The organism is Psychrobacter sp. SHUES1, from assembly GCF_001652315.1.
GTDB classification, from domain to species: Bacteria; Pseudomonadota; Gammaproteobacteria; order Pseudomonadales; family Moraxellaceae; genus Psychrobacter; species Psychrobacter faecalis.
In genome coordinates this window covers 1-26,895 of record NZ_LXWA01000024.1, presented here as the reverse complement: position 1 = coordinate 26,895, position 26,895 = coordinate 1, and the positions used below count along the sequence as shown (strand labels likewise).

Annotated in this window: 21 protein-coding genes; 10 read left to right on the top strand and 11 right to left on the bottom strand. The window is 44.1% G+C overall.

Features of this window, described 5'->3' with window-relative positions; translation table 11 throughout:
• Positions 1–530: 530 nt before the first annotated feature.
• Positions 531–989 (bottom strand): DIP1984 family protein, encoded by a 459-nt coding sequence (locus tag A7325_RS01660; protein WP_068404054.1) that lies wholly within the window; start codon positions 987–989, stop codon positions 531–533.
• Positions 990–1,135: 146 nt separating this feature from the next.
• Here A7325_RS01660 and A7325_RS01655 point away from each other — a divergent pair, with 146 nt between their 5' ends.
• Both A7325_RS01655 and A7325_RS01650 read left to right on the top strand, forming a co-directional pair.
• A complete protein-coding gene (locus A7325_RS01655) occupies positions 1,136–1,588 on the top strand; it encodes a hypothetical protein (protein ID WP_068404053.1) in 453 nt (150 codons plus the stop codon).
• Positions 1,589–1,674: 86 nt separating this feature from the next.
• Entirely contained in the window at positions 1,675–2,433 is a 759-nt protein-coding gene (locus A7325_RS01650; RefSeq protein WP_156508474.1) for a hypothetical protein, read from the top strand.
• Positions 2,434–2,592: 159 nt separating this feature from the next.
• On the opposite strand, the gene A7325_RS01645 is transcribed toward A7325_RS01650, so the two are convergent.
• Positions 2,593–3,420 (bottom strand): IclR family transcriptional regulator, encoded by an 828-nt coding sequence (locus A7325_RS01645; RefSeq protein ID WP_068404050.1) that lies wholly within the window; start codon positions 3,418–3,420, stop codon positions 2,593–2,595.
• A gap of 175 nt (positions 3,421–3,595) precedes the next feature.
• On the opposite strand from A7325_RS01645, the gene A7325_RS01640 reads away from it, so the two are divergent.
• The 3 genes from A7325_RS01640 (at position 3,596) to A7325_RS01630 (ending at position 7,389) form a co-directional block, all read left to right on the top strand.
• Positions 3,596–4,780 (top strand): acyl-CoA dehydrogenase, encoded by a 1,185-nt coding sequence (locus A7325_RS01640; RefSeq protein WP_068404049.1) that lies wholly within the window; start codon positions 3,596–3,598, stop codon positions 4,778–4,780.
• Positions 4,781–5,084: 304 nt separating this feature from the next.
• Positions 5,085–6,284 (top strand): CaiB/BaiF CoA transferase family protein, encoded by a 1,200-nt coding sequence (locus A7325_RS01635; protein ID WP_082894246.1) that lies wholly within the window; start codon positions 5,085–5,087, stop codon positions 6,282–6,284.
• 55 nt (positions 6,285–6,339) lie between these two features.
• Positions 6,340–7,389, top strand: coding sequence for a histone deacetylase family protein (locus A7325_RS01630; protein ID WP_068404048.1), 1,050 nt, complete (start codon positions 6,340–6,342; stop codon positions 7,387–7,389).
• 61 nt (positions 7,390–7,450) lie between these two features.
• On the opposite strand, the gene A7325_RS01625 is transcribed toward A7325_RS01630, so the two are convergent.
• A complete protein-coding gene (locus A7325_RS01625; RefSeq protein WP_068404047.1) occupies positions 7,451–8,215 on the bottom strand; it encodes an IclR family transcriptional regulator in 765 nt (254 codons plus the stop codon).
• A gap of 278 nt (positions 8,216–8,493) precedes the next feature.
• On the opposite strand from A7325_RS01625, the gene A7325_RS01620 reads away from it, so the two are divergent.
• The 3 genes from A7325_RS01620 to A7325_RS01610 all read left to right on the top strand — a co-directional run bounded on the left by A7325_RS01620 (position 8,494) and on the right by A7325_RS01610 (position 13,112).
• Positions 8,494–9,966: an NAD-dependent succinate-semialdehyde dehydrogenase gene (locus tag A7325_RS01620; protein WP_068404046.1), complete on the top strand. Its 1,473-nt coding sequence runs from the start codon at positions 8,494–8,496 to the stop codon at positions 9,964–9,966.
• Between the two features lie 174 nt (positions 9,967–10,140).
• Positions 10,141–11,439, top strand: coding sequence for a 4-aminobutyrate--2-oxoglutarate transaminase (gabT, locus tag A7325_RS01615; RefSeq protein ID WP_068404043.1), 1,299 nt, complete (start codon positions 10,141–10,143; stop codon positions 11,437–11,439).
• Positions 11,440–11,669: 230 nt separating this feature from the next.
• Positions 11,670–13,112, top strand: coding sequence for an APC family permease (locus tag A7325_RS01610; RefSeq protein WP_068404042.1), 1,443 nt, complete (start codon positions 11,670–11,672; stop codon positions 13,110–13,112).
• A 72-nt stretch (positions 13,113–13,184) separates the two neighbouring features.
• Here the strand turns inward: A7325_RS01610 and A7325_RS01605 are convergent, their stop codons facing one another.
• From A7325_RS01605 to A7325_RS01590, 4 genes are all read right to left on the bottom strand, one after another.
• Entirely contained in the window at positions 13,185–14,558 is a 1,374-nt protein-coding gene (locus A7325_RS01605) for an NAD-dependent succinate-semialdehyde dehydrogenase (RefSeq protein ID WP_068404041.1), read from the bottom strand.
• A gap of 208 nt (positions 14,559–14,766) precedes the next feature.
• Positions 14,767–16,260 (bottom strand): Na+/H+ antiporter NhaC family protein, encoded by a 1,494-nt coding sequence (locus tag A7325_RS01600; protein WP_068404040.1) that lies wholly within the window; start codon positions 16,258–16,260, stop codon positions 14,767–14,769.
• Between the two features lie 152 nt (positions 16,261–16,412).
• A complete protein-coding gene (locus A7325_RS01595; RefSeq protein WP_225211645.1) occupies positions 16,413–17,786 on the bottom strand; it encodes an NAD(P)/FAD-dependent oxidoreductase in 1,374 nt (457 codons plus the stop codon).
• 1 nt (position 17,787) lies between these two features.
• The gene (locus A7325_RS01590) at positions 17,788–19,131 is read right to left on the bottom strand and encodes a glutamine synthetase family protein (RefSeq protein WP_068404038.1); all 1,344 of its coding nucleotides are present in this window, start codon (positions 19,129–19,131) and stop codon (positions 17,788–17,790) included.
• 511 nt (positions 19,132–19,642) lie between these two features.
• On the opposite strand from A7325_RS01590, the gene A7325_RS01585 reads away from it, so the two are divergent.
• The gene (locus tag A7325_RS01585) at positions 19,643–20,383 is read left to right on the top strand and encodes a gamma-glutamyl-gamma-aminobutyrate hydrolase family protein (RefSeq protein WP_068404036.1); all 741 of its coding nucleotides are present in this window, start codon (positions 19,643–19,645) and stop codon (positions 20,381–20,383) included.
• A complete protein-coding gene (locus A7325_RS01580) occupies positions 20,358–21,095 on the top strand; it encodes a cupin domain-containing protein (RefSeq protein WP_082894245.1) in 738 nt (245 codons plus the stop codon). The genes A7325_RS01585 and A7325_RS01580 overlap by 26 nt, the downstream gene beginning before the upstream one ends.
• A 155-nt stretch (positions 21,096–21,250) precedes the next feature.
• Here the strand turns inward: A7325_RS01580 and A7325_RS01575 are convergent, their stop codons facing one another.
• The 4 genes from A7325_RS01575 to A7325_RS01560 form a co-directional block, all read right to left on the bottom strand.
• On the bottom strand, positions 21,251–22,657 hold the full coding sequence (locus A7325_RS01575) for a glycosyltransferase (RefSeq protein ID WP_082894248.1): 1,407 nt from the start codon (positions 22,655–22,657) through the stop codon (positions 21,251–21,253).
• 149 nt (positions 22,658–22,806) lie between these two features.
• A complete protein-coding gene (locus tag A7325_RS01570; protein WP_068404035.1) occupies positions 22,807–23,679 on the bottom strand; it encodes a TIGR03915 family putative DNA repair protein in 873 nt (290 codons plus the stop codon).
• A 57-nt stretch (positions 23,680–23,736) separates the two neighbouring features.
• Entirely contained in the window at positions 23,737–25,005 is a 1,269-nt protein-coding gene (locus A7325_RS01565) for a putative DNA modification/repair radical SAM protein (protein ID WP_068404034.1), read from the bottom strand.
• 337 nt (positions 25,006–25,342) lie between these two features.
• Positions 25,343–26,293: a hypothetical protein gene (locus A7325_RS01560; RefSeq protein ID WP_227514916.1), complete on the bottom strand. Its 951-nt coding sequence runs from the start codon at positions 26,291–26,293 to the stop codon at positions 25,343–25,345.
• Positions 26,294–26,895 lie beyond the last annotated feature (602 nt).

Below are 26,895 nucleotides of genomic sequence, written 5' to 3'. Positions count from 1 at the left end.
GTATCCATAACAAAATAACCATGTCATAAACATGGTTATTAAGAATAGATTAAATGCTTAAATTTATCGCGTACATCATACACATATGATATCACTGCGACGGTTTAATTGGGTAACAGAGTGCTAATTTTGCGCTCAAAATAACAGTTTTTAGACGTAATCGGCTCTGATTGATTATTTCAAATGATTTTCTGCTGATGATTTGGCGTCGAAGATAAGGAAAAGGCACTCAATGGCAATAACGAAAAGCATTAAAAATAAGATTGAAACCGACTGTCAGTGCCTGGTAGTAAGGTCTAAATAGTGCCTTGTGAGTTGTGACGGGTGCAGGGCATGAATGGTAAAAAAAAGCGTCTGCCCGCAACGCGTAGCAGCCACTACAGTATGTTTTCAACCCCCTGCTGTGGCGGTTTGGGGTCTGACACTCGCCCAGTCGGTTCCAAAGGGGCAGTCTATCCGTTTATTATCGAATAGTATTGTTAAATAAATAAAACGGACAAAAAATTCTCATATCAATGGTTTAAAAATACTTATTCTACAAGGTCAATTTGCCAGTTATTGGCTTGAATGACGATATTAATTTTGCGCAGCTTCATCGCGATGTCGTCGGCTTGTCTTTGTAAACCGGCAACCGAAACCATAATATGCCATTTAATCTCGCGAGGGCTATAACGGTCAACCTCGGTATCAGTGGCTTCAATGGCCTCAATCAATAACTTATGACGCATCTCTAAGGTATCACGTTCGATCAATAGTGTCAGCATCGATTGACCTTCATTGGTCTGAGCGACAGCGTTAGTTCGGTGAATACGTTCAATCAAAGCCGATAATTCAGTAATGACTTGACTGGCTTCAATCATCAGCGCGTTTGGGTCTTCGTTTGGCGCGTCGCCTTCTTGGACTTTGACATTGCTACGAATACGCCCTTTAATTTGGGCGAGCTTTTTTTGCATATCGCTACGGATGAGGAGGGCTTCGGCGAGTTTCATGGTTATTCTCTCTTATTTATTATAGGTTTTTAACTCTTACTTATTATTGATATCAAAAATTAATTTCATAATGAAGTTCAATTTGAAAAAGTTTAGAAGTATAATCAACATAATTCTAGCCCTATACTTTTTATAAGGAATGTAAATTGAAAAATATTTTTAGTTCATTTGTCATTTGTTCTGCACTGTTTTTATCAGCCTGTGGCGGTGATAGTGATAGCTCGTCAGATGCAAGTAATCAGGGTTTTATTGGTAATAAGACCTTGGTAAATGGTAACAGGTATACCTGCTCTACTAGAGAAGCTTATAGTTTATGCGACGATGACAAAACCTGCACCGCTAACTGTAAGCTAATTGCTACCAATGCCAACCCAGCAAATCCTATTGATCCTTCTGTTACCAATCCTTGTGAAACAGAAGGTGTCAATGTATATGGTAAAAAGGGTAGCGCTTGTTTAATTCCTATTTCTAGCTTCAATAATAGCCAAGGCAAAAGATATAATTTAAATTGTTCAGCTAGTGGTGGAGCTAGTATAGGTGACAATATCAAAGCTGGCGGTGGCATTACTTTAAATGGCTACAAATTTAGTTGTCGTTAATCTGTCAGTTTGTAGCTCATAAAAAGGTACAACCATTCTGTTGTGCCTTTTTTATACTTATCATTTGCGCTTAAGTAATTGTTTCTATGAAAAATACCGTCTTTACATTTTCTACTATTCTGTTCTCATTTTTGTTCGGTGTCTTTGTCACATATATTGCGATGAGTAAGCAACAAATGGATACTGCATTTACTAATAAAGCAATATATCAAGAAACGCAATTTAGTCAGTTAGCTGATAATTATGGCGATCAGAATGATATGGATATTGGTACATTACCGCAGAAAATAATTAATAAGAGCGATAGTAGTAAAATCATTCTTAATGATTACTCTGAGGAGCAAGCCAAAGCAATTATAAACAATATGCCTGATTATGCGCTTGAACAATATATAAATAAATTTATGACAGTTGATTCAATTGATGTTATTCAGGATAAAAGACGATTTGCAGAACGTGCTATTGAAGAGCTTTATAACCCAAACGATAATCAAAAACTAGTTGGCACTGCTAAAGTAAGTTTTGATTACTTTATGCCAGAAGTAAGTGCCGATACCAACCAAGTCACTAAGTTTGCGAAAATATACGCGCATCTTGGTACCCGTGGTCAGGTACCTGCTGATAAATACGTCTTCGTCAAATGGATAAATAACCAAACGGGACAAGTTCTCTTGTTTGAAAAGAAAAACATCTCAGCAAGTAGTGATCATAATTGGGTAAGCTTTGTCCCGACTGATGGTTGGCAAGTAGGTAGTTACGATGTGCGCTTTTATCAGTTTGATTCAGATTTAAAACCTATCGCTCAAACGACTTACAATGTTTATGATGTGATCGATCTAAATTGAATTAGTTATTAAATGATAGATCTATAGTATTTTAATTGTATTAGATTGTTTTTATATGCCGAAAACTATATAGCACTTCCACCAAATCATTTTGTGCTCTCATCGCATTACCAATACCTTTATACACAGCTAAAAAATAAATAAATCCACTCAACTTTTCTAAACCCCACTGCCAACCCTCTCAGCCAACGCCTGCAATTTCGGCACAATCATCGCTGCATATTCTTCCGCTTGCCAATTGGCACTCGGCACACTGGCATTGAGCGAATATGCATACTGCCCAGTGGCAACATCAAAAACGCCAACGGCAACTGCCAATATATCGGTAGAAAACTCCCCATCTGATACCGTATAGCCGTATTTTACATAGTGCTCTGTCGCCTCGCTTAACGCAGATTGCGCGCGGTCATACTCTTCTTTGGATAAATGCTCTTGTAGATTATTACGAATCACCGACTGTCTCGCTGGCGAGCTTACGGCATAAAAAGCGCGACCGATGGCAGTGCGGGCGACAGGTACGGCTGAGCCAACTTGTAAATTGACAGAGAGGCGAGCAGGGCTTCGACAACAAGCGTGATAGCGCATTTCTCCTTCGACCTCGGTTGCTAAATTCACCGATACTTCATTGCTACTGGCAAACTGTCGTAGCAACGGCTCAGCTGCCGCCACCATGTCATGTCGACTCCACGCCGTTGCGCTGAGTCTCACCGCACTACTGCCTAATTGATATTGTCCATGCCCGGTCATGCGTAAAAATCCAAGCGTCATCAAAGTATGAATAAGACGGGTGATGGTCGCTTTTGGCAATGTGGTCATTTGACACAATTGCTGATGACTGAGCTGCTCATGCTGCTCAAAGGCTGCCAATAAAGTGAGTCCACGGCCCAGTGCGGTGACAAACTGCCGGTCATTATCGTCCTTACTTTGCTCAAGAATGGTGGTCATTCGATCGAGTAGTGGCAGAGCTGCCGATACATTTTTTGTCATTTTATGCTCATTTTTTTTGATAAAGGTTTACAGCGCGGTAAAACTTTGCTTAAATAGATTTAAATTATGAAACTAAGTTTCGCACAGCGGAATAAGTAAGTCAACAACCTGTGCAGTCAATTTACTTATTAATCACTACTCGTCGGTCAGGAAGACTGACATCAAGGAGATCCACATGACAACATCTACGCGTCCAAGTTTCGATTGGGAAGATCCGTTTTTATTACGCGACCAGTTGACTGATGAAGAGCGCATGGTCACGGACAGCGCCCGTCAGTTTTTTCAAAAAGAGCTGATGCCTGGCATTTTAGAGGCCAATCGTAACGAGAACTTTGACCGTAATATCATGCGTCAAATGGGTGAGATGGGCTTGCTTGGCGTGACGATTGAAGGTTATGGCTGTGCCGGTTTATCAAGTGTCGCTTACGGTCTGATTGCCAAAGAAATCGAAGCGGTTGACTCAGGTTATCGCTCAGCGATGAGCGTGCAGTCAAGCTTGGTCATGCATCCTATCTGGGCATACGGCACCGAAGAGCAAAGAGAGAGATACTTGCCTAAGCTTGCTACTGGCGAATATGTTGGCTGCTTTGGTCTGACTGAGCCGGATTCAGGCTCAGATCCTGCCTCGATGTCGACCCGTGCACGCGCAGTTGACGGCGGTTATGAGCTGACAGGTAATAAGATGTGGATTACCAACAGTCCTATCGCTGATGTGTTTGTCGTTTGGGCAAAGGACGATGCCGGTGAGATTCGCGGTTTTGTTTTAGATAAAGGCATGAAAGGCTTATCAGCGCCGAAGATTGAAGGTAAGTTTTCACTACGTGCTTCAGTCACCGGTGAAATCGTTATGGACAAGGTATTTGTCCCTGAAGCCAATGCTTTCCCAGATATCCGTGGTCTAAAAGGTCCATTTGGTTGCTTAAATAAAGCCCGTTACGGTATCGCATGGGGTGCAATGGGGGCAGCTGAATTCTGCTGGAAAGCAGCACGCCAGTACACGCTAGACCGTAAACAGTTTGGTCGTCCGCTCGCCGCAACGCAGCTCGTACAATTGAAGCTTGCCAATATGCAGACAGAAATCACCTTGGGTCTACAAGCGGCGCTACGTGTTGGTCGTCTGATGGATGAAGACAATGCGGCGCCTGAGATGATTTCACTGATTAAACGTAATAACTGTGGTAAGGCGCTTGATATTGCGCGTATTGCCCGTGATATGCATGGCGGCAACGGTATCTCTGATGAGTTCCACATTATTCGTCATGTGATGAACTTAGAAGCGGTTAATACCTATGAAGGTACGCATGATATTCATGCGCTTATCCTAGGTCGTGCGCAGACTGGTATTCAAGCGTTTTATTAATAAGTGCTAGCTAATCAATGCTAGCCAGTTTTAGACCATTAACGTACGTTACTGTTTGGCTTTTTATAAGCTGTTATAAACAGGAACGTACGTTTCTGAGTTTTTAAGCATTTTTTAAGCACTGTTCTTATGCATAGTTCTTATACATTGTTTTCATCCATCGTTGTTATGTATCATTTATTTAGCAGTGTCTATTCTTAAAAGGTATTCAGGCATTAAAGAAAAGACAGTAAAAGCTAAATGATACATGGCAATTTTTTATTAAATTTTTATCAAAGAATAAGTTACATAATAAGGGAAGATTATGACTGATATGGCAAAAGGTGCATTACACGGTATCAAGGTGCTCGACTTGTCGAGAGTATTGGCTGGTCCTTCTTGTACTCAAGTGCTTGCAGATTTGGGCGCTGAAGTCATCAAGGTTGAGCGTCCACATATTGGCGATGAAACGCGTCATTGGGCGCCGCCAAAATTCAGTGATGATACCTCCGCTTATTACGCCACTATTAACCGCAATAAAAAATCCCTCACCGTCGATATCACCACGCCTGCCGGACAAACCATTATCAAGCAGCTTGTCGCTGATAGCGATATCGTCGTTGAAAACTTCAAGGTTGGCGGACTAAAAAAATACGGCTTAGATTACGACAGTCTAAAACAAGACAATCCGCGCTTGATTTACGCCTCATTGACTGGTTTTGGTCAGACAGGCCCAGACGCCAAGCGTCCTGGTTATGACTATATTATTCAAGGTCTATCAGGGCTGATGAGCATCACCGGTCCAAGCGATGGCGAACCGCATAAGGTAGGCGTGGCAGTCGTTGATTTGTTTGCAGGGTTACAGCTGACCATTGGTATCCAAGCGGCATTATTAGCGCGTCAAAATACCGGACTTGGGCAGCATGTCGATGTGGCATTGCTTGATAGTGCGCTTGCGATGCTGGCCAACGTCGGTATGAATTATTTGGCATCCGACAAAAACCCGCCGAGACTTGGTAACCAGCATCCCAATATCGTCCCTTACCAAGTTTTTGCAGGGCAGGGTGACGCGCACTTTATCTTAGCCTGCGGTAACGACAGTCAGTTTGCCAAGCTTTGTAACGTATTGGGCGTTGATTGGCATATGGACGAACGCTTTATGACCAATCCACAACGCGTGGCTCATCGCGAGATGCTGTGTGATGAGCTGAGCAAGCAATTTGCCAAGCAACCGCGCAGTTATTGGTTAGAGGTGTTAGATAAAGCAGGTATTCCGTGCGGGGCGATTCATAATATTGCTGAGGCATTAGCGATGCCACAAGCGCTGGCACGTGAGATGGTGGTTGATTTTGCTGCGCAAGGTAGCCCTGTTCGAGCACTAGGTAGCCCGATTAAATTATCCGCCTCACCGATTACTTATCGGTCGCCGCCACCGCAATTGAGCGAACATACCGATAGCACACTTGCTGATTTGGGCTATGACAGCGAGATGATCGCCAAGCTTAAAGCCGATGGAATTGTTTAGTTAAGCATCAAAAAACGCACGATTGGAAAAAATGTTAAACAAAGGAATGTTAAGCATGAAAATATATAGCCATGAAAACCTCAGTTTGCACAGACCGTTACCGTATTTCTCTTATGGCAAGATGCATGAGCCGTTAGAGATACCAGAGCGCATGGTCGAGTTGTTAAAAGCGCCAGCAGCACTAGGTTTAGAGGTAACCACTGCCACTGATGTTGGCATCGGACCAATATTAGCGGTTCATGATTTCGGTTATGTTGAGTTTCTCAAGCATGGCTATGCTGAATGGATGGAGGTTGAAGAAGATTTGGGCGCACAGGTACAGACGGGGATTTTTGTACCTTATGACAATCCTGGTATCGGCATTATGGCAAAGGCTGCTAAATATCAGGCCGATGATAGTGCGCCCATCAGTGAGCATTCTTGGACGTCTATCTATTGGTCGGCACAAACGGCGCTAAATGCTGCTGAAGCCTTGTTAAATGAAGACGCGTCAAGTGCTGAGCGTGGGCAAAATAATATCCAGCTTTGCTTTTCACGGCCGCCAGGTCATCATGCACGTAAAAGCGCCGCAGGCGGATTCTGTTATCTGAATAACGCTGCCATCATCGCCGAACACCTACGGCAGAAATACGCAAAAATTGCCATTATAGATACCGATATGCACCACGGTCAGGGTATCCAAGAGATATTCTACGAGCGCAGCGATGTGCTCTATATCTCGGTTCATGGTGATCCGGTTAATTTGTATCCGGCCGTCACTGGGCATGAGTTTGAAAAGGGCACCGGCGCGGGCGAAGGCTATAACGTTAACTTTCCGATGCCACATGGCACCGATGAAGCTGGGTTTTTTAACTATGTTGATAAATCTATCGAGGCGATGACATTATTTGACCCTGATGTCATCGTTCATGTATTGGGCTTTGATGTGTATAAAGACGATCCGGAAGCTAGGTGTGCGGTCACTACCGAAGGATTTACCGTATTGGCGCAAAAGCTAAAAGCGTTAAAAAAACCGTTAATTGTCTTGGTCGAGGGCGGTTACTACCTGCAAAAGCTCAATGAAAATTTGCAGGCATTTTTATCAGGGCTGATTTCAGAAGATTAAAAGACTCTATTAAAATTAATAAAACGATTGGAAAAATTAAACAGCTAGCAGCGTTTAGATTTTAATGCTCATCCTTAAAACCCAAACGCTGCTCAATTTGCTCTGCCAATTCAATCAGTACCGCACTGACCTCAGCTCGCTTGGACTCATATTCTGCTTGTAAAAAGCTGACCGCCATACCGGCAACCGCGTTGCCAGAAGCGTTACGAATATAAGTGCCAAGGCAATACATACCTTCGCGCAGTTGCCCATCATCAAGTGAGATACGACTGTTTTTAATAGCCGTCAGCTCGGTAGATAAATCTGCAAAATTATCGACGCCATATTGGGTAATAGGCGTAGGGAAACCACTGGCATAGATGGATTTTATGCTGTCCATAGAAAAGGTGGAAAGCATCGCTTTACCGGTGGCAGAGAATACTGCCGGTACGCGTACACCAGCGCGGAAAGTAAAGCCGAGCGGGGCAGGCGCTTCATGACAAGCCAAAAACACCACTTCACCAAAATCGAGCTTGGACAATGTCACCGTATGCTGAAGAAGGATTGGATACTGGACAATAAGGTCTTTGAATAACTGGATGACGCCTTGCTGCTGCTCATATTTGCCCGCCCAATACATCAAATACGAGCCCAAATGAAAGCGGCTGTCGCTGTCTTTATAGATGACATGTTTGGCTAATAAACTTTGCAAAATATTGTGGGTTGAGCTACGCGGCAGGTTAAGCGCTTTGGCAATATGCGCCGCCGTTAAAGGTTGGGCGCTGTCAGTTATCAAATCTAAAATCTGAAAAGTTTTGTCCAAAGCAGGAACGGCAGTGGTGCTCATAAGAAACCTATAAAAGACGATAAAATTAAGGAAGTAGCAAAATAAAATGATAAATCAGCACAAAATTGATAATAGGGGTTGCAAATAGGGGATTATCATTCTTATAATGATGTCTCATATATAGAATGCATGTTCAGTATATTGAACAAATAACAAGTTATCAATAATTATTTAAGTCATAACCTTTTATTTTTAGTCGTTTTTATTTTTAGCTATTCGTTTATCACTATAAATCTGCAAACCTTATTTGCAAAACAACACTGACAAGGAGTGTCAACATGTCACAACAGTCAAATACGCTACAACTATCAAATCCAGACCTACTCAAACAGCAGTGCTTTATCAAAGACGGTTGGCATGATGCCAGTGATGCCGCGACTATCGACGTCAGCAATCCTTTTAACGGTGAGATTATCGGTAACGTACCGAGCCTGACGACCGATGATGTCAATGACGCGGTTGCGGCTTCTCATGAGGCGCAAATCACGTGGGCGGCCAAAACTGCCAAAGAGCGGGCGGAACTACTGCAAAAGTGGGCCGACCTTATCGATGCCAATAAAGAAGATTTGGCCATCATTATGACCGCCGAGCAAGGCAAGCCTTTAACCGAATCACGCGGGGAAGTTGGCTATGCCAATAGCTTTATCCGCTGGTTTGCTGAAGAAGGTAAGCGCGTATACGGCGATGTTATCCCTGCCAATCAAACCCAATTGCGCCATGTCATCCTAAAACAGCCTGTCGGTGTCTGCGCGGCTATCACACCTTGGAACTTCCCAGCAGCGATGATTACCCGTAAAGCAGCTCCTGCACTAGCGGCAGGCTGTACCATGATTATCAAACCTGCGACCGAAACGCCATTTTCTGCATTGGCATTAGCGGTATTGGCTGAGCAAGCCGGTATTCCAGCAGGCGTTATTCAAGTCGTCACGGGCAAATCGTCAACCATCGGCGATATCCTAACCGGCGATGCACGCATTCATAAGCTGTCATTTACTGGCTCTACCGAAGTCGGTCGTACCTTGATGGCACAGTGTGCCCCAACCATCAAAAAACTGTCATTAGAGCTCGGCGGCAATGCGCCATTTATCGTCTTTGATGATGCCGATCTTGAAAAAGCCGCTGAAGGCTTAATCGCTTCTAAATATCGTAACGCGGGTCAAACCTGTGTTTGTGCCAACCGTGTCTACGTGCAGGATAGTATCAAAGACAAATTCCTCGACGTCTTTGTGAAAAAAGTCGCTGAGCTTAATGTCGGTAATGGCATGGATGAAGGCGTGGATATCGGACCTTTAATTAACAAAAAAGCGTTGGATAAAGTTCAAGCGCTGCTCAAAGACGCGTTAGATAAAGGCGCAACCCTTATCACAGGCGGTAGCACCAACGGCGCATCAGAACTGTCTTATAACCCAACCGTGATTACTGATATCAGCAGTGACATGGATATCGCCCATGAAGAAATTTTTGGCCCTATCGCTACTATCTTTACCTTTAAAGATGAAGCCGACGTCATTCGTCAAGCCAACGACACCATTTATGGTTTGGCGGCATATTTCTACAGCGGCAGCTATGCTCGCTCATGGCGTGTCACTGAAGGTTTAGAGTACGGCATCATCGGTCATAATACCGGTCTTATTTCTACCGAAGTCGCACCATTTGGCGGCGTCAAGCAGTCAGGCTTTGGCCGCGAAGGCTCAAAATACGGCATTGAAGAATATGTCGTGACCAAATATTGGTGCTCTGATGTTAGTTAATAGTTAGAGCTAATGGTTAGCTGTTTTATATTTTAACCATTTGTTTTTTATAGATTTTCACCTAGTATTTAACGGGATTCAGCAGCATGAATCCCAAATTTAGCCACAGCTTATTTTATAAACCGCCATACCATCATTGGCATCTACGTAAAGAAGAAAGAAAAGGATATTCTTATGACTACCAATCAATCATTACTTGCGCGCCGTAAAGCTGTTTTGCCAACAGGCCTTGGCATTGCCTTTCCTATTTTTGCCGAAAAAGCAAAAAACTCAGAAGTGTGGGATATCGAAGGCAATCGTTATATTGACTTTGTCGGCGGTATCTCAGTACTGAATACTGGTCACAGCCATCCAAAAATCACCCAGCGTGTGCACGAGCAGCTAGACAAATTTACCCATACTGCCGCGCAAATGGTTAACTATGAATGCTACGTCGAGCTTGCTGAAAAGCTTTGCGAAAAAGCGCCTATCAGCGGTCCGAAAAAAGCCTTGTTCTTGACTACGGGCGCAGAAGCGGTCGAAAACTGTATCAAAATTGCCCGTGCAAAAACCGGTCGTCCGGGTGTCATCTCTTTCGTTGGTGGTTGGCATGGTCGTACGCTGATGTGCATGAGCCTAACGGGTAAAGTATTGCCATATAAAAAGAACTTTGGCCCGATGCCAGGTCCTGTGTTCCATGCGTTATTCCCAGCAGAAGAGCTAAACGTGACCGAAGCACAAGCATTGCATAGCCTTGAGATGATTTTCCAAGCGGATATCGATCCAAGTGAAGTGGCAGCGATGATTATTGAGCCCGTACAAGGCGAGGGCGGTTTCCATCAAGTGACACCATCGTTTGCCAAAGCCTTGCGCGAGATTTGCGATGAGCATGGCATTGTGCTGATTTTTGATGAAGTCCAGTGTGGTTTTGCCCGTACCGGTACCTTGTTTGCGTCTGAACAATTGGGTGTTGAGCCGGATCTGATGACCAGTGCTAAAAGCTTAGCGGGTGGCTATCCTATTTCTGCCGTTATCGGTCGCGCTGATATCATGGATGCCCCGCAAGTCGGCGGTTTGGGCGGTACGTATTCTGGTAACCCATTGGCTTGTGTGGCTGCGCTTGCTGTCATGGAAGTGATTGAAGAAGAAAATCTGCTTGAGCGCAGTATCGAGATTGGTGACAAAATCGAAGCGTTTTTAAAAGATTTGAACCTAAGCAGCATCGGTCATATTCGCCATAAAGGCGCGATGTTAGCGTTTGAGCTAATCGACAGCGATGGCAAGCCTGATGCGGCGGCGACTGCCAACCTAAAAACCAAAGCTTTCGAGCAAGGATTGCTGCTTGCGTCTTGTGGCATGTTTGGCAACGCCATTCGCGTGATGGTGCCGTTGACAGTAGAGGACGAAGTGCTACAAGAAGGCCTTGATATTATCAAAGGTATTTTGACCGCTCAAGGCGTTAATTCAAAAGATGAAAGCTTAAGCTTAGGATAATGACAATGCTGCTTTGAGTGGTGGTTTTACAACGGCGCCTTGCAAATCAAGACGCCGTTGCTGTCTCTGCTAAGCAAGTTTTAAAAGACAAATGTCATGAATAATACTAAACCTATCGCTTGATAGGCAGGAAAAGATAAAAAAGGGCAGCGCCCTATTACATAAAAATAGTGGGTATCAGTGCCGTTAAAAAGGGCTGACACGGATGACACACGGACAAGGAGTAGGTTATGTCTGAGCTAAAAAAATCGCTGGGCATGTTTGATATTATTGCTTTAGCATTCGGTGCTATGGTCGGTTGGGGCTGGGTCGTTTTAGCAGGGGACTGGATATTAGCGGCGGGCACATGGGGCGCGATGTTAGCGTTTATGATTGGTGGTTTGGCCGTTATCATGATTGGTGTTAACTATGCAGAGCTAGCCTCGTCAATGCCAGTCACCGGCGGTGAGCATACCTATACCCATCGAGCGCTTGGCGTCACGGTTTCCTTTATTTGCTCGTGGAGTATTTTATTTGGTTACTTCTCGGTCGTTGCTTTTGAAGCAGTAGCGTTGCCGACGGTGGTTGAATACTTTATTCCCAATTATAACCAAGGCTATCTATGGACGATAGCGGGCTGGGATGTGTATGCCACGTGGGTCGGGGTCGGTATGCTAGGCTCAATCATCGTCACTTGGCTCAATATTCGCGGCATGGAAGTTAGCGCTTGGTTCCAAAAAACAGCCGTACTCGGTATTTTATTCGTCGGTACGTTATTGTTTATTGGTGCGGTAATTTACAATCCTGCGAACTCAACAGCCGTGCAGGCGCCTGCCTTTATCGGTGGTATCGGCGGTATGATGACGGTGATTGTCATGGTGCCGTTTATGTTTGTCGGTTTTGACGTGATTCCGCAAGCGGCCGAAGAGATTGATCTGACCCGTCCTAATATCGGTAAGTTTTTGATTGTCTCTATTATTATTGCGGTGATGTGGTATGTCGGCGTGGCATGGAGTGTCGGCCGCACTTTGCCGCTCATTCAAGCACAAGGATCAACCTTAGCGACCGCTGACGCGATGACCAATGCGTGGCATGGCAAATGGGCGGGTATTTTACTAGTTATTGGCGGTGTACTTGGGATTTTATCGAGTTGGAACGCGTTTTTAATCGGTGGCAGTCGCTTACTTTATGCCATGTCAAAAGCCCATATGTTGCCTGCATTTTTGGGTAAACTACACCCCAAATATAAAACCCCGAAAAATGCTATTTTATTGATTGGTGGTTTGGCGACGCTTGCGCCTTTATTTGGTCGTAAAATGCTAGTATGGATTGTTGATGCCGGTGGTTTTGGGATTGTGATTGCTTATACCTGTGTCGCCATCTCTTTCTTAGTCTTACGCTACCGTGAGCCAGATATGGTGCGCCCGTTTAGAGTGCCAGCGGGTAAATTGGTCGGTATGTTTACCATCGTACTGGGCATTGGCTTGCTCATCTTATATATGCCGGGTATGCCGTCAGCACTGAGCGCTATCGAGTGGTGGATTTTCTTTGGTTGGACAGCGCTCGGTATCGGTCTTTATAGCTATGCCGTCGTCAAATATCCAGGCATCAGTGAAGCTATCATGGCAGAAGAGCTACGCGAGTTAAAAATCGTCAATCAGCTATGGTTGAAAGACAATCCGCCTAAAAAGTAAAGAATGCCTTTATCATAACAAGCCTAGCGTCTATCAATAGATGCTAGGCTTTTTTAATGCGATTTAAATAGATTAGGATTTATCACGAATCAATTTATAATTCAAAAACTCGGTAATACCTAGCGTACCAAGCTCGCGACCAAACCCTGAGCGTTTGACACCGCCAAATGGGGTATTGGCTTCACTACCAGACGGTGCATTAATAGTCACCATACCGACGTCTAGTTTATCAGCAATATCAGCAGCCAGCGCCGCATCTTGTGTTTGGATAGAAGCGCCAAGGCCAAAAGGCACATCGTTAGCGATTTTAATCGCCTGCTCAATATCACAAGCCTTATAGACAACAGCGACCGGACCGAATAGCTCTTCGTAATAGACATCCATAGAGTCGTCAACATCTGTGAGAACAGCAGGCGCAAACCAAGCGCCTGGTTTGTCTTTGAGCATACCACCCTCGACCAGTACCGTCGCGCCAGCTTGAATAGCGCTGTCGAGCTGTGCTTGTAGATTGACTGCCGCCGCTTTAGAGGACAGTGGTCCGATAAAGGTTTCTTCATCAAGAGGGTCGCCCAATGTCATGTTACGTACGGCATGGGTAAAGGCTTCGACGAATTGATCATAGACAGATTCGACGACGATAAGGCGTTTGGCGGCATTACAAGCTTGTCCTGTATTACCAAAACGACCTTCGATTGCCCCTTGTATGGCTTGTTCGATATCGGCATCGGCTGCAACGATAAAGGCATCCGAGCCACCAAGCTCCAATACGACTTTTTTAAGTGCACCGCCAGCTATTTTTGCCACCGCTTGTCCAGCGCGCTCAGAACCTGTCAACGACACACCTTGTACGCGTTGGTCTTCGATGATGGTCGCCGCTTGTTCATTGGTCGCAAATACATTGTTATAGACGCCTTCTGGCAAGCCTGCTTCTTTAAAAATATCAACGATTACTTCTGCTGTTTTCGGACACTGCGGCGCGTGTTTTAAAATCAGCGTATTACCTGCCATAAAGTTAGGGGCGGCAAAACGTGCAACCTGATAATGCGGGTAATTCCACGGCATGATGCCTAAAAGCACGCCGACAGGACGCTTCTCTATAAGGGCAGAACCGCTATCAACATCGATGGTATGGGGCGCTAATAACTGCGCGGCGTTATCAGCATAGTAACGAAAAATATCAGCCACTAAGCCAATCTCGCCTTTTGCTTGCGCGATAGGCTTGCCCATCTCTGCTGCGACGATACGCGCCAGCTCATCTTGACGCTCAAGGTAGATGTCAGCAATTTTATGCAGTAGCGTACTGCGTTCTTCTAATGTTACCTTGCGCCAATCTTGATAAGCGCGATCAGCTTTTTCAATCGCTTGCTGAATGTCTTGCTCAGTAGAGGTTGGGTAGGTGGCCTCTACTTCGCCAGTCGCTGGGTTAGTAATTTGATAGTCGCTCATTGTTATTTCCTTTTGATCAAAATCCATTTGTGGTTGTTTTATTATCACTATCTTTTAAATTTTTTTTAATCTGTGATGGTTGGTAGTTATTAATACTATCAAGCAGCAAGATCATTGTATTGTAGATACAGCACTGTCTCAGTCGTTATTTGTATGCTTTAGCAAATCCTTAACGCTCATCGTATGCAGCCTATACTTTAAATAATACTCAAGCCATCATATAACCCAAACCTAGGAATGTCACGATGGATAAAACCGCGCCAAGCATGGCATAGGGGAATTGGCTAAAGGCATGTTGCATGGGTGAGCAGCCCGCTCCTTGTGAGGCTAATAACGACGAGTCACTAAAGAAGCAGGCATGACTACCAAATGAAGACGCTGACAATAGTGCCCCAATCATCAATGGCGTGCTGACACCAAGTGCTAACGAAATAGGGAATACAATCGGCATTGCCAGGATATACAAACCCCAACTTGATGAGGTGGCAAAGGTTAAGAACGCCATGACGGCAAAGATGACAGCAGGAAAGATGACAATCGTCATATAAGGCGTGATGGCCTCGATTACGTACGTCGTCATGCCAAGCTCATCATTGATGGCTTTTAAGAAGAAGCCACCGACTACCGTTGATAATGGATAGAGCATGACTTGGAAACCTTTAAAAATGGCTTCCATTTGGGTCTCGAAACTTAAGATACCTTGCGCCCAATAGATAAGAACGGTAACGAAACAGGTCAGTAATGCCCCTCTTAATAAATCAATTTCAAAATAAATGGTTGAAACAATCAATAAAATCATGGGGAAAGCAAAGTTCATGATATTGGCTTTAAACGATAGCTTGCGTTTGGCCTTGACGTTTGAAACCAATTGCTCATCGACAAAAGCTTCAGGTACAGGGTTGCCACCTTTGGCGCGAGCTTCCGCTTTTTTCATCGGGCCCCAATCGCCCAAAATGCCATATGCCACCAAAAACACAATCACCAGTGCAAACCAAGCATACGCCATAAAAGGAATGGCACTCATATAAAGTGCCATTCCACCACCGTCTTTTGCGACGCCATTTTCTTCTAAAAGTCCGGCAAAGTAGACCGCCCAAGTCGAAATAGGCACAATAACGCACATCGGCGCCGCCGTTGAATCGACGATGTAGGCAAGTTTTTCTCGCGATACCCCATAAAAATCGGTCAATTTCTTAACAGACGTCGATACAGCAAGACAGTTTAAATAATCATCAATAAAGACCACCACGCCCAGTCCTGCAGTCGCTAGTAATGATTGCCGGCGTGATTTGATGATTTTTTGTAGCCATTCACTAAAGCCATCGAGACAACCGCTGATCTCAAGCAGCTGAATCAGACCGCCCATCAAACCACAAACCAGTACTACCCAGACAATGGTTTCATTACCGAGTACGAGGGATATATTTTCAGCAAAAGGCGAAACCAAATCAAACGGATTGAGCATCACAAGACCCGCGACACAGCCTGCAATCATAGATTCAAATGGACGCCTAGAAACAATGGCAGTGACCAATACTAATAATGTAGGTAATAGCGATAAAGCACCCCAAGATTCGTTTGGCGCACGGGTGGTCGATAGCCAAGCAAAAGCGATATATATGGCAATCCCTGCTAATACCGTCAAAAATACTCGCTTGTTATGAAACTGCCCCTCGACAGCTTCGCTGAGTTTCATGTTCATATTTACGCTCCCTGTAAAACCTAATTTTTTAAAACTCTGTTTTATGGTTGTTGCTCGATAGTCAGTAGCGCACCAGTGCATCTTCTTTCTATCGAGCGCCATCACAACAATCCATTGTTATGACAGATAATGATGGTTAGATTTTGACGTCGTTACATGCCAGTGGTGTCTTTTAGTGCGTACCACCATGAGCCCATGACAGAATACGGCACGCGTAGGGCGCGGCCACCTGGGAAAGGAATCCAAGGAATCTTGGCAAAGGTATCAAACTCTTTGGTGCGACCATTGATGGCATTAGCTAATATCTGCCCAAATAAATGCGAGCCTGTCACCCCATGACCGCTATAGCCATGAGCGAAATAAACACGGTCATGCAGTTTGCCCATTTGCGGTACGCGAGAAAAAGACAAGGCAAAGTTACCACTCCACGCATAGTCAATTTTGACATCACGTAGCTCTGGGAAAATCTTATTCATATTTGGTCGTATTTTGGCGGTGATATCGGCTGGGTCTTGACCACCGTAGACAGTACCGCCGCCAAATAACATGCGCTTATCCGCTGACAGGCGATAGTAATCAAGGATATAGCGCACATCTTCGACGCAGACGTCGGTTGGTAGCAGCTGGTCTGCTAAATCACCTAAGGGCTCGGTGGCGATAATCTGTGTCGATACCGGCATGACGCGGTCAGTTAATTTAGGTATGACTTTATTGAGATAGGCATTGCCGCACAGCACCGCTTGCTTACAAGTGACGCTACCAAATTCAGTAATAACTTTGATGTGGTCATCGGCATATTCAATATCAACGACTAAAGTGTTTTCATAGATAGTACCGCCAGATTTTTCGATGGCAGCGGCTTCACCAAGCGCGAGGTTTAGCGGATGGATATGACCACCTGAATGGTCAATAATACCGCCCACATAAGCGTCTGTTTTGATATGTTCTTGGATGCCATTTTTGTCGAGCATTTCTCGATCATGCATCCCATGACTTTCCCATAGGGCATGCGTCTCTTGTAAGTCTTTTAACTGACCATTATTTAACGCCGCAAAGATATTTTTCTCTTTAAGATCGCAGTCGATATTATAATCAGCGACAAAGCGCCGAATGATTTTGCCGCCACGGGTCACAAGCTGACCGACGAAATCTGCGTTTTCTTGACCATAAGACTTTTTGATTTTTTGCAGGCTGGCGTTAAGACCGTTGACGATTTGACCGCCATTACGCCCTGATGCGCCCCAACCAATTTGCGCACCTTCTAAAACCACCACTTCGTGATCGGTTTCAATGAGATGCAGCGCCGTTGATAAGCCGCTATAACCGCCACCGACTACACAGATTTCCACTTGAATATCATTTTTTAGCGTCGGTCTGTCGGGCTTAGGATTACGGCTGGCTGCATAATAGCTATCAGGATATTGCCCATTGTCTGAATAATGCGGAATGTTGCGCGTGTTATTCGAAGGCGGGTTTTGGTTCATTGCTGCATTGCCATTTAAGTTGCTATTTGAGTTATTTGACATATCAAACATCCTGTAAATAGGTGAGGTATTCAAGGTTGGTCACTTGCTGAGCAAAGCGTTTGGCTTCTTGTTTTTTGACTGCAATTAATAGCTCAATCATCTCGCTTGGAAATAAAGAATCGATGATGTCGCTGCTTTCAAATTTGCGGATAGCGGACAGCCAGTCTAATGGCAAAGTTTTAAGCTCGGCTTCGTTATAAGTGATGCTATTGACCGGCTCTGGCGCTTCAAGCTTGTTTTCGATGCCATAAAGCATGCCTGCCAATACCGCACTACAGACCAGATAAGGGTTGGCATCGGCGCCAGAAACGCGGTGCTCGATACGGCGTGCTTGTGAGTCGCCGCCTGGGATGCGCACAGCAGCGGTGCGGTTTTCATAGCCCCATGACACATTGTTTGGTGCCAGTGTACCTGGGGTAAAGCGGCGATAAGAGTTGACATGGGGGGCAAATAATAAGGTGCAATCCGACATGGTTTTTAATAAACCTGCGACCGCATGACGCAAGATGTCTGACCCTTCTTCTGAGCCATCATCAAAGACATTATTGCCATCTTTATCGAGCAGGCTGCAGTGTACATGAAAGCCGTTGCCGGATTGCAATCCAAAGGGTTTTGCCATAAAAGTAGCCGTTAGCTTGCGGCGTGCTGCGACGGACTTAACTACTTGTTTGAATAAAATGGCATCGTCAGCAGCCTTTAACGGGTCATCGACGTGTAATAAGTTAATTTCAAACTGACCACAGCCGTTCTCAGCTAAAGCGGCATCAACCGGAATATCAAGTTTTTTGCATTGCTCATAAACTTCGTCTAAAAACTCATCAAACTGCAATAAGTCATTGATACTTAAAATAGAAGTCTTATTTAGCCTTAAGCCGCTCTTTGGACGGATAGGCGGTTTTGGGCTTTCACCTTCGGTGTAATCAATCAAATAAAATTCAAGCTCTGTTGCCATGACTGGCGTTAATCCGAGTGCTTTGAATTTTTTACTGACATAATCTAAGACGTGGCGTGCGTCACCGTAATAAGGCTCGTTGTCTTCGGTATAAAGCCAAACGGGCAATAGCGATGAGGGCGCGCTGGTATTGAGGAGCGGATAGGCAGCGCGGCCGGTAGGACGAGCAATGGCATCGATATCGCCATTGCACTGAGAGGATTCGATAACGTCAGCGCCCCAGATGTCGACGCCTAAAATTGATAAAGGTAAGCGTATGGCACCATTTTCTGCTTTTTCCATCTGATTAAAGGGGATGCGCTTACCACGAAGTAAGCCATTAATATCCCCCGCTGCAACATACACATATTCCGTATTATTTGCAGATTCGACCATTCCCTTGGTTGTCGTCATGTCTATTATCCCTATTGATGTTGATTTTTACTCTGATTATAGTTGCGCCGTTTATGGCCGCTGTCATTCATAATTGACAAATCCTGATGGTGAATGACGTTAAATAAAACAGTATTGCTAAATAAAACAGCACTTATAACTGCCGTGGCTGATACCACATGGTTTACTTTACTAAGTATTTCCTTCCTATCATTGCTTGATGTTTTTACTGCAAAATGAATCACTTAGCATTGTTCTTAGCCTTGTTTTTATCGGTAATGACATTGGGGTGTAGAGACGGTAATTCACCTTTTGTCTTACTGATGTCCTTCAATATATGACTGAAATTTATAGTTGTCAAATGATATTTAAAACTATTAAAAAGTAATTAATTATATTCATATTGGTTTTAATTATCTAAAAATGAAGTTTATAGTTTACAATGTCCGAAATTTTGTGTTAGATTTTAATCAAAGAAATCTCGGTATATTGAAGTTTTGAGGCTCAGATATCACATTCAAGGAAGAATAAAATGCAAACTTATCGCCCCATTATTGCCATCGTCTCCTGTCATAAAATGGTCGACGGTCAACCTGCGCAAGCGGTGTACCAAAAATATATCGATGCGGTACATTTTTATGGTGGCAATCCTATCTTGCTGCCCAATACTGCCGCTGAGAGTGAGAACTTCGCGGCTTTGATTGCCATTGCTGACGGTATTTTATTGACGGGCAGTTACAGTAACGTCGCGCCTGCACGTTATGGCGCTTCGCATATTGAAGAAAAGCAGGACTTAGGTCGTGATGAGCTGAGCTTTAAACTGCTTGCTCATGCAGAGAAGGCGGGTACGCCTTTATTGGCAGTATGCCGAGGCTTGCAAGAGATGAATGTCTATTTTGATGGTAGCCTGCATCCAGATTGGCGTGAAGTAGAAGGGTTTTATGAGCCGCATTTGGAAGACAATACCCAGCCGCTTGAGGTGCAATACCAGCCGGTGCATGACGTGATTATTCAGCCTGAGGGGCGACTGGCAGCGTTTGGCGAAAAATGGCACGTCAATTCGTTGCACAAACAAGCCATCAATACAGTAGGTCGAGATTTATTTGTCGAAGCACGTGCACCGGATGGATTGGTAGAAGCCATCAGCTTAATAAAACATCCATTTATGATTGGTGTACAATGGCATCCTGAGTTAAATTATGCACAAGACGATTTGTCAAAATTTCTATTCAAGGAATTTATCCACTATGCCAGCAAAAAACACGGTTCATAATAGTGCAGAAAACGATATTGAAAAACAGGACATTGCGCCTGAAAATGAAATGGACTTACTCGAAGACGAGGCTGAAAAACAAGACGAAGACGATGCTGATGACGTTAACAGCGCTGAAGAAGATGCGTCAGAATCTGAACTCGAAATGGACAGCCAGCCTGAAGAGGATATCGGTAAAAAAATCAATCAACTGCGCCTTGCAAAAGGCTACTCGCAACGCAAGCTGGCAAGGATGGCAGGGGTAACCAATACTTCAATCAGTGCGATTGAGCGTAATAAAGTCAGCCCAGCGGTCAATACACTTAAAGCCATCTTACAGGTGCTAGGGTCTGATTTGACGACTTTTTTCAGTGATGAGTGGAAAGAGCCCAAAGCACGTGTGGTGGTCACACCAAAGGATTTGATAGAGCTTAGCGAGTCAAGCAGTAGAGTGTCGCTCAAACAGGTATATAACTGTAGCACCACCAAAAATCTGGGGTTTTTGATTGAGACCTATCAGCCCAATAGCTCGACCGAAGAAAAAATCGCTCACGAAGGCGAAGAGATTGGCACCGTTATTGAAGGCAAAGTCTTAATTCGTATCGAAGAGACGACTTATTTGTTGAATGAAGGTGACAGTTATGTGATTGATACCATTAAACCGCACACCTTTATCAATCCTACTGATGGCATAACTCGTATCGTAAGCGCGCATACGCCGACGACTTACTAAGTTTATATTAAAGTTCAATTGGCGTTAAAAACTGTTTTGCAAAAGCCTATTATTTATAAAGAGTTTAGAGTTTATTAGCCACTATCTCAAGCACTGTATCTAGCAATAGAAGCAGTGCTTTTTTTCGCTAAAAATAAGGGGTCATAAATAAGCTATTAGATATTGCTTTGGTCTTGGTTTGCTTTTTGTTTATCGGCTGGTTTTACTGTTTCTATCGTTTGTATTGCCTTATCATTTTCTACTTTAACGGTTGCAGCATTAGTCTCTGCTTTAGCATCTGTCGTTTTAGTAGAGTCTTTAAACAACCTGACTTTGCTGATTTTATCCGCGGGCTCGATTTTTACATAAGGAGATTCAGGAATAGATTTAGATGCCTTACTAAGGCCTTTCTTAATTTTTTTAATCGCCGCTGCATCCGCCTGCGCTTGTTCTTCTGCAAGCGATTGGTCATATAACCCTTGATAGACGAGTAGGGTTTGTTCAATCATCTCACGCATGGTGAATTTATTGGTCATCTCAGGACGGGTAACACTTTCTAGCTGGTTGCGCACCGCTTTACAGAGCGCTTTGGCGTTGTATTTTTTGACCAATCCTTGCGGATAAAGTGGCTGTAGTATCTCGCTAAAGGCCGCTTGATCCCAGCCAATGACTGGCGTGCCTAAGTGAATTGCTTGCAGCGCATTAATGCCAATCGATTCTGGCTCATTGGCAAGCGCCATGACGATATTGGCCGCCGACAGCCATTCGCGCATATCATTACGTTTGCTGCCAACGTAAGTTATGCGCTCAGACAATCCAAGCGTATTACTGCGTTGACGAAAATCTTCATGCGCCACATCACCTTCGCGGTAATCATCATCCATAATAATGACGTGAATATTGGGAAATTGTTCTTGCAGATTGCCCAAAATATCAATCAGCCATTCTTGCCCATATTCATTGCCGATGATAGTCGGAAAAACCAGCCATTTTTTGTGTTCAAGTTCAGGATATTCGGCGAACGTATGGCGCAGCCAATACACAGAAGGGTTGTGTCGATACGGATAACGGCGCGTATCGACACCACGGTAAATACGTTTAATAACTTTGGGCTCTAGCTCCTCACGGCGCAGGCCTTTTTTTAAATAATTGGTGACGCTATCAGAGACCGTGATGATGGTATCGACATCGAGCAGCGCTTGCGAGTATTTATTAATCGGATAAAAACCGTACATGGTCGAGACCAGTTTGGGACGACGCTTGAGGCGGGCGCGGCGCAAGGCCAAATGCAATATCCATGCAGGGGTGCGCGAATGCACATGAATGACATCAGGGTCGTATTTTTCAATCAGGCGGCGCAGCGGGGCGACTTGTAGCAGTGACAGCCAAGATTTCTTATTCATATAAAGCTGATGGTAGATATTACCATCGCGCTTTAGGCGTTTGACCAAGTCATTTTCTTCATCGGCGCTGGCAATGATAATGGAAGTATGACCATTTTTAACCAAAGCGCGACCCAGATGAAAAATGCCGCGCTCGGATTCATCATGCTTTAAGGACGACAGTAAGCGCATAACTTTCATAATAGCGTCGGTCACCAAATAGGATATCAAGCTGCTATTGTCAGTTAAAAGTGCCGAAAACTCAACCACCAAGATAAAAAGATAAGGTCAAATTTGCCATGCTTTTCTTAGCTGAGAATAAGCAGTTGGCAATAGGTAACGTTACTAAACTAGCGACGTTTTTGTAAATGCTCAGCATTTGGTAGCACTTGCTTTTCACTGAGATATTTCCAATAGCGCTGCGGCAGATATTGCTTATGTAGCCGTGGGTTTTTACGCTCTTTGATATTGACATTAGTAAAGTAGCCTTGCCAAAACTTTTGATAACGCTGTTCGTCCTTACTATGAATGCTGGCAGGATTACGCAGTACCGTATCATCTAGGTTAGTGATGGTTTGTAGGTCAGCAGGGCGCGACGGGGTACTTTTACTTTTGTCATAATAAATGCCATAGCCACGCGCCACATCATAAATCGCCCAATGCTGATCTTGATAACGCTGACGAAAATGCTCACCAATCAAAGGCAGTACATTAAAGTCAGGCTCAACGCGGGCAAAGTAGATATTGTCAGTGGTGTGCTCAAAACGCACAAAGGCTTCCATGCGGTGTTTTTCTCGGCTGACCGATTTGACGGTTTGTACCAATTCCAAAACATTCAAATTACCCAAATCTTGCATAATATGGCGGCTAGGGTAGTCAATGGCGTATTTAATTACTTGAAATAAAGTGGTGCCGATATGAGCTTTTTCTGATAAAAATCCCCAGAGGATATTGCGCATACCTGAACGACCTAAGAGTTTATGCAGCATTATTAGTACGCGTTCGGCGTTGTCTGCATCCGTTGCTACGCTTGTTGCCTGTGCAATCAACGATGGTATATAGCAGTCGTGAGCAATTAGTTGTAGGGATTCATCGTCCTGTAACTTATTGGTATAGACATAAAATACGGCACTCAGCCAACCTTCAAAACTTGGCTCATAAAGCACAATACTGGGCGTTAAGTGACCGACAATGTAATCGTGACTTTGCATCAGCTGTGACATTTATGTTCCTATTTAAAATAGTGGCAATTAAAACCATGCCGACTAAAACCATGCTGATTAAAACAGCGCTAATTGACCGTTGCGTTGGTCTTTATATTTGGTCTGCGTTTGCGCCAGTACATATTGACGGAAATTATCACGGGTTAAATGCGCCAAATGCTCGTTTTTACCCGTTGTTGCGATAAAGTACTTGGCACGATTGACCGCCGCGCCCATTTTCTTCAAGTGATAAAGCGTCAACTGATTAAACTTACGCGCCTTCACTATCTTTTTAGCGGTTTTGGTACCGATACCCGGAATACGCACAATCATCTCGTAAGTGGCGGTTTGGATATTAACGGGAAAATGCTCGCGGTGGCGGATTGCCCAAGCAAGTTTCGGGTCGCAATCTAAGTCTAGAAATGGCGAGTCAGGCTCAACGATTTCATGGGCACCAAAGCCGTAAAAACGCATCAGCCAATCCGCTTGATACAGACGGTTTTCACGTATCATCGGCACAGGCGTTCCAATCGCTGGCAGGCGACTATCAGACAACATCGGTACGTAACCTGAGTAATAAACACGTTTTAAATCATATTGCTGATAAAAATGGCTCGATAGCTGTATGACTTGCAAATCGGTCTCATTACTGGCGCCAACAATCATCTGACTGGTTTGACCCGCTGGCACAAATTTAGGTGTTTTTTTATGGGTTTTACGGCTCTCTTTGATAGTGATAATTTCAGTTTTAACGGTTTCCATTGGTGCTTTTAATTCATCATGTGACTTCTCTGGAGCGAGCAATGCCAGACCTGATTTGGTCGGAATTTCAATATTGACACTAAGGCGATCGGCATAAAGCCCCGCTTCTAATAACAATTCTTTTGACGCGCCGGGGATAGTTTTTAGATGGATATAGCCGTTAAAGCGCTCGCGGGTACGCAGTATCTTGGCGACCTCGACCAAGCACTCCATCGTATAATCGCCACTTTTAAAAATCCCTGAGCTTAAAAATAATCCTTCGATATAGTTACGACGATAAAACTGCATGGTTAAATCAACCACTTCCTCGACGCTAAAAGCAGCGCGCAGGGTGTCATTGCTTTTACGTGAGGTACAATATGCGCAATCGTAGATGCAGTGATTGGTCAAAAGGATTTTAAGAAGACTGACACAGCGACCATCTTCGGTATAGCTGTGGCAAATACCGGTTGCTGAAGCATCACCAAGACCACCGCCTTGGTTTTTGCGAGTGCCTGCGGAGGATGAGCAAGAGACATCATACTTAGCAGCGTCCGCTAAGATATTGAGCTTACCTTGTAGTCGTTCATAATTGATGGTTGCCATAAGCGCGATTTACCAAATCATTTATAGGTATGTATTTTAGCAAAATCAGGCTTAAGTCATTATAAAGGTAGGATAATTAGATAAACAAGACGACAGATAGTGTCGCTTGAAAATAAAAAATATTAACAAGTATAGTTACAGCACTTTTAAACCGCTACGGTGTTACCCGCCCTAGATGTACTCAATATACTATCTGCGGTCGGTCACCTTGTAGCGATTCTAAAATTCCTTGACTATATAGTTGGAGATTTATTCTTCTTTAAAATGACAAAAGCCTCGCGTTTGCAAGGCTTTAGAGTAATTTTTTAGTAAAATATGATATTTTATAAGGTCGTCATTACTGAACTTTAGCTCGTATAACGACGGTCTGAGCAGCATTTGGACTTAGATCAACCAAGTTCCATTTAAGACCAGAATAGTTTTCTTTTACAACCACGGTATTGCCCACTTTTTGGATAGTTTGATAGCTATCGCCACCAGTAGTCGCAAGCGTTGGTAATGGACTGTTTAGTGACACTAATTGGACACCATTTGGCAATGACACCATCGCATTGATATCAGTAACAGGCTGCGCGGTAGTATTGGTATAAGTGGTGTGATATTCGATGACGTCACCAGGCGCGATATGATTGGCGGGTACGGCCACTTCACGACCATCTTTATTCTTTAATATTTTCATGACTTTGGTTTGGGCATTAACCACACCAGGCGTGCTAAAAGTTGGGGTCAATTGCAGAGTATCTAAAGAGGTAGAAACGATTTGCGTCGTTGCCGGTTGATTAGTGACGACGGTGGTCGTTGGTGTATGGATGACGGGCAACTGGGTCACCGGCGTCACAGGCAAGACTTCGGTCACGCTGGTCGTTGGAACCGCTATGACGTCAACTCTGCTGGTTTGATTAGTGACTTGGTTGGTCACAGGTACGCTCGTGACCGTGGCATTGCCTTGAGTAACGACAGTATTAGCGCCTGAGCGAACCACATAACGGGGCGCAGTACTCACTTGTGTGCGGTAAAACGGCATACCATCTTGCATGGTGATGCCATTCGGCGTCGCAGTGATAACCGCTGTTTTGCCGTCTGAGTAACTTTCGACCACTGTGGTGCTGTTGCTCACAGATGGTACGACCGTGACTTCAGGTGCAGCTTGGGCAGCAGTTAGCGTCAGAAAACTACCCGCTAAGACCATTGATATGGCTGTAGGAATAGTGTTTTTTTTAATGAAGGCGTGTTTAAGCGCTTTTTTATTCGTAGCCTGAAATGCTGGCGTATTGATAGGCGTGGTCATAATAGATTCCTTTAAAATAGCAGTAAATAAAGCCGCTAATGAAGTAGCAAAAAAACAAAATTTAAAAAATAAGGTCGAGAAAAACAACGCTTATATAAGAAAAAACCCCCGTTAAATGAGCATGTAAACCATGTCAAATAACGAGGGCAAAGGTACTTAAGATAGCCAACACTTGCTATCATTCCATCATTATTTTAGTCAAATACTTAGCGCTTAATGTGTGAACAATTATGCGCTAAAACGAATTGAGTAAAAAAGCTGTATTGTGTAACTAATACTCTACTAATAATGACGTTGTGTACTATTTTTTGCATCTATCAGCTGCACTAAAAATATATAGTTGAATACAAATAAATCAGATACGTCGCTATCAAATCGTTCAATGAAAAGTTGTTTTTCTTGCGTGCTGTGCCTACGCCGACAGATGCTGCGAAAAACAACTTTTCATCTCGCTGTATCGTTTTTATACCAAACCCAACAATTGGTGTAATGGACAAAATTCATGCTAAAAAGTAGAAGGTAGTCGCTAATGGACATAATTCATGCTATTTGAGTGACTTTGACCCTAAAAAGTCTTTAATAAACCGCAACTTACGCTGCTC